The 3,983-nt window shown below is 67.9% G+C and carries 4 protein-coding genes and 1 pseudogene; all 5 read left to right on the forward strand.

Annotated elements, in window-relative coordinates; all coding sequences use genetic code 11:
• Window positions 1-116: 116 nt before the first annotated feature.
• Window positions 117-461, forward strand: a pseudogene (locus ACWD0Y_RS36265) (Scr1 family TA system antitoxin-like transcriptional regulator); the annotation flags it as partial.
• Window positions 458-1,255, forward strand: a complete 798-nt coding sequence (locus ACWD0Y_RS36270; RefSeq protein ID WP_450264517.1) for an SAM-dependent methyltransferase — start codon at window positions 458-460, stop codon at window positions 1,253-1,255. The pseudogene ACWD0Y_RS36265 and the gene ACWD0Y_RS36270, both read left to right, overlap by 4 nt.
• 50 nt (window positions 1,256-1,305) lie before the next feature.
• Entirely contained in the window at window positions 1,306-1,734 is a 429-nt protein-coding gene (locus ACWD0Y_RS36275; RefSeq protein WP_450264518.1) for a hypothetical protein, read from the forward strand.
• Window positions 1,735-1,997: 263 nt separating this feature from the next.
• The gene (locus ACWD0Y_RS36280) at window positions 1,998-2,594 is read left to right on the forward strand and encodes an RNA polymerase sigma factor (protein ID WP_450264519.1); all 597 of its coding nucleotides are present in this window, start codon (window positions 1,998-2,000) and stop codon (window positions 2,592-2,594) included.
• Window positions 2,591-3,568 (forward strand): CU044_5270 family protein, encoded by a 978-nt coding sequence (locus ACWD0Y_RS36285; RefSeq protein WP_450264520.1) that lies wholly within the window; start codon window positions 2,591-2,593, stop codon window positions 3,566-3,568. The genes ACWD0Y_RS36280 and ACWD0Y_RS36285 overlap by 4 nt, the downstream gene beginning before the upstream one ends.
• Window positions 3,569-3,983: the final 415 nt, after the last annotated feature.

The raw sequence follows: 3,983 nt of genomic DNA on the forward strand, positions 1-3,983 counted from the left end.
CCCCATCCGCATATCTCACACACCACGGATACAGTCACCCACCCACACTCATCAGGGACTTCGCAACGATTCACCCCAACGAGCTGAAGTCAGTATAGGGCCGCAACACACGCCTCTGGGCGCTCATGTCCGCCGCCGCGCTGAACACCGAGGTCGGTGGCACCAAGGTGATGAACGACCAGCGGTTCGCGCTTCGCGCGGCCGCCGAGCGCGCGGATGTGGCCTTGCAAATCCACCCGCTCAACGGGCCGCTGCATGCCATGACCGGGATGCCGACCGTGACCATCTACCGCGTGGACGTTTCCGAGATTCCAGATCATGTGGTCAGAGAAGGGACACTACCTGGAACCGCTGATGTCTCCGACGCCCTCAATACGGTGACGGCCTATCACGTGCTGCTCGATCATGCGTGCGTTATCGCACCTCATCCAGACAAATCGAAGGAAGCACTACTCTCATGACAGAACCAACGCGACTGTCCCCGCAGATCGACACGTCCGTTCCTCACTCGGCCCGGGTCTGGAACTACTGGCTGGGCGGGAAGGACCACTACCTCGCCGACCAGGCCGCCGGCGACGCCTACAGCAGCAGGTACCCCCTCATCGTTCCCTTCGCCGAGGAATCGCGGGACTTCCTGCGCCGCACCACGACCTTCTTGGCCAAGGATGCCGGCCTCAGGCAGTTCATAGACCTCGGTGCAGGGCTGCCCACCTCCAACAACACCCACGAAGTCGTCCAGCGGATCGACCCCACCAGCAAGGTCGTCTACGTCGACCACGACCCGATCGTTCTGCTGCACGTCCATGCGCTGCTCACAAGCACGTCCGAAGGCGCCACGGCCTACGTCGAGGCGGACATGCGCGACACCGAAACGGTACTGAACGGGGCAGCCAAGACTCTGGACATGACCCAGCCGATCGGCCTCGTCATCAGCGACGTGCTCGGCCACATCGTCGACTGGGACGAGGCCCGCGGTCTGGTCAAGCGCCTGGTCGACCGCCTCCCCTCGGGCAGCTACCTCGCCCTGAGCCACTCCACGGCCGCTGACGCCGCGCACCAGGTCGTGCAGGACGAATACAACAGCTCGGGTGCCATCCCGTACCTGCTGCGCGAGCCGTCCGTGACGATCGAGCTGTTCGAGGGCACCGAACTGGTGGAGCCCGGCTTCACCAGTTGGCCGCGCTGGCGTCCGGATGCCAACACCGGGGTTCTCACCGACCGCGCCGGATGGGGAGGGGTGGCGCTGATCCCGTGAACACGAGCAGCGCGGAGTCCGCCTCACCTGAGGTGAGTCGGTACCAGGTGATGCGACGGCTAATCCATGCGGAGGCCCATTCCGATGCCCAACTGATCGCCGAGGCGGCGGCCCTCGCCGGCGACTCGGCCGTGCTGGTAGACCTCATGGGCGACGTCATCTGCAGCACCCCCCGCGCTGCTGGACCCGAGGGGGTGCGTGCCGCCGCGCACCCCTGGCCACTCCCCCACCTCACCATCCGCAGGACCACCGACGCGGTGCTCGTCGTCAGCCCCGGTCCGGCGGTAGCGACAGCTCGCGTCGACCTCATCGCACAGACCTGTGTTGATCTCCTGCGCATGCAGACCCGCGTCCACCGAGCTGAAGAGACCCTTCGTGCCGAACAGCGTCTTCACGGCGCCGCACTGCACCTCTTCCTCGGCGGCCAGGGGGTCCGGCTGTACGTCTGCGAGGTGGTGGCGTGTGGTGAGACGCGGTAGTGGGCTTGGGGCCCCTGCTGGCTGCATGCCCTGTGACGGACTGGGAGAAAGGTGAGTTGGCCCCTTGCCACCCGGCCCGGAGCATCGTGGCGGCGTGGTCAAGGGCTTGGGGCAGGCAAGGGCGCCGACTGCGCTGCGGGAGGCCGCGTAGGTGCGTCGCCTTGAGGCGACGGCGTGAACCCATTCGTCGCCTTGTGGCGAGTACTGGGTGTGAATACCCACCATCCTGACACCCACCGACCCCACCGACGGACGGACTGTCCATGACCGACCTGGCCGGCGGCGACGCCGAGCTCATCGCGGCCTCTTTGGAGGAGCCCGAGCGTTTCGCAGCGCTCTTCGACCGTCACGCACCGGCGATCCACCAGTACGTCACCCGGCGGCTGGGCCGGGACGCAGCCGACGACGTCACCGCGGAGACGTTCTTGACGGCCTTCCGGATACGGGCCCGGTTCGATGCGGCCCGGACCGGCGTGCGGCCCTGGTTGTACGGCATCGCCGCCAAGGAGATCGGCCGGCACCGCCGACAGGAGATGAAGGCGCTGAAACTGCTCGCCCGCACCGGCCACGACCCCATCGCCGACAGCTGGACCGACTCCGCTGACGACCGTCTTGCCGCCGAGGCCGCCGTCCGCCCCCTGGCCGGGGCGCTGGCCCGACTCTCCGCAGGCGACCGGCACGTCCTGCTGCTGTTCGCCTGGGCCGACCTCAGCTACCAGGAGATCGCGGAGGCCCTCGACATTCCCGTCGGAACTGTCCGCTCCCGTCTCAACCGCGCCCGCCGCAAGCTGCGCCCCGCGACCGGCCAGGGCGACACCCCTCTCGTTGAAACTCGCATACACGAAGGTGACCCCGCATGAACGAGCTCCTTGCACTCTGCGGCCTGCGCGCCGACGCACCCCTTCCCGAAACCGACCGGCTCGCCGCGCCGCGAGCCCGCCTCACCGCGGCGATCCACCAGGACACCCGCCGCGGACGCGCCGCCCTTCCCCAGCGCCGGATGATCCTGGCCGGCGCCGCCACCGCAGGGGCCCTCGCCGTGACCGCCGGGATCATCACGGCTCTGCCCGCAGACAGCTCCGGCGCCTCCGCGCCGAAGAGCCCTCAGGTACTGTCGGCAGGCGCCTCCGCCCACACTCTCGAACTGGCCGCCGCGACCGTCGAGAAGCACGACGGGACCGAACCCGGCCCGAAGCAGTGGGTGTACGAGAAAGAGACCGACTTCGGCCAGGACAAGCCGCGCACCGCGGAGGAGTGGACCCGCTGGGACGGCACCGGGCACGCCAATCTGCCTGGCATTCCCCCGGCCGGTGACATCTCGGACTTCGACCCGGACAAGCTCCAGGTCTGGTACGGCCCCAACCAGGAGGAGAAATGGAAGAAGGAGGGCTACGACGACCGCTCCCAGCGGCAGTTCTACCGCTTCCTCGACACCCTGCCGAGCGACCCCGACCGCATGATGAAGCGCATCCGCGAGGAACGCGCCATCGGTGACATCAAGGGGGAGACGCGCGCACAGCGCGACTGGCGGGAGATCGACGTGCTTTACCGGTCGGTCCTGATCCCACCCAAGGTCCAAGCGGGCTTGTTCCGAGCGCTCGCGAAGATCCCCGGCGCCCGGGTGACGACCGGTGTGAAGGACCCGCTCGGCCGTGCGGCGATCAGCGTGAGCGTGAACTACGCCAAGAAGATCCCATCGGGCTGGCAGGGCAAGCAGGAGATCTTCTTCGATCCCGAGAGCTACGCCTACCTCGGGACGAGCAAGGCCGACGGGCTCGTCATCAGCGCCCGCGACGCCTGGGGCGTCGTCGACAAGCCCGGCGCCCGCCCCTGAGCACCCGCGAGAAGCGCCCGGTACAGGGTTCGGACTTATGCCTCCGGCGTGCCGGACCTCGTATCGGGCTGGGAGCGGCCCGAGCCGCCGCCCTTCGCTGTCCGGCGTCGGTTTTGCTGCCTGCCGCAGTGACAGCGGCTGGCTCGCTTGCGGGCGATGGGGTTGTCGGCAGAGGACGCGCTTGCCGCGTCAGGCTCCCCATGCGGCTTCGGGTGGTGTTCATGCCTCCGGGTGTCGGTGGGCACCCGTACGGTTCGTGCCGTTCATGAACCCGGAACGCCCGGTCGAGATGCTACTGATCTTTTCGTAAGTTCGGTGGATGTGGTGGCTGTGTGGGTGGGAGGCTGTCGGCGTGGCTTATCAACCTTCCCCTTCGGCTGCCGGCTCCTCCCTTCCTCCCTTGTCGCGGCCTCAG

This window comes from Streptomyces altiplanensis (assembly GCF_053591575.1).

Excerpts from the sequence above, each read along its gene's own strand:
- ACWD0Y_RS36285 (WP_450264520.1), top strand. The coding sequence starts at position 2,591 with ATGAACGAGCTCCTTGCACTCTGCGGCCTGCGCGCCGACGCACCCCTT.
- ACWD0Y_RS36280 (WP_450264519.1), top strand. The coding sequence starts at position 1,998 with ATGACCGACCTGGCCGGCGGCGACGCCGAGCTCATCGCGGCCTCTTTG.
- ACWD0Y_RS36275 (WP_450264518.1), top strand. The coding sequence starts at position 1,306 with ATGCGACGGCTAATCCATGCGGAGGCCCATTCCGATGCCCAACTGATC.
- ACWD0Y_RS36270 (WP_450264517.1), top strand. The coding sequence starts at position 458 with ATGACAGAACCAACGCGACTGTCCCCGCAGATCGACACGTCCGTTCCT.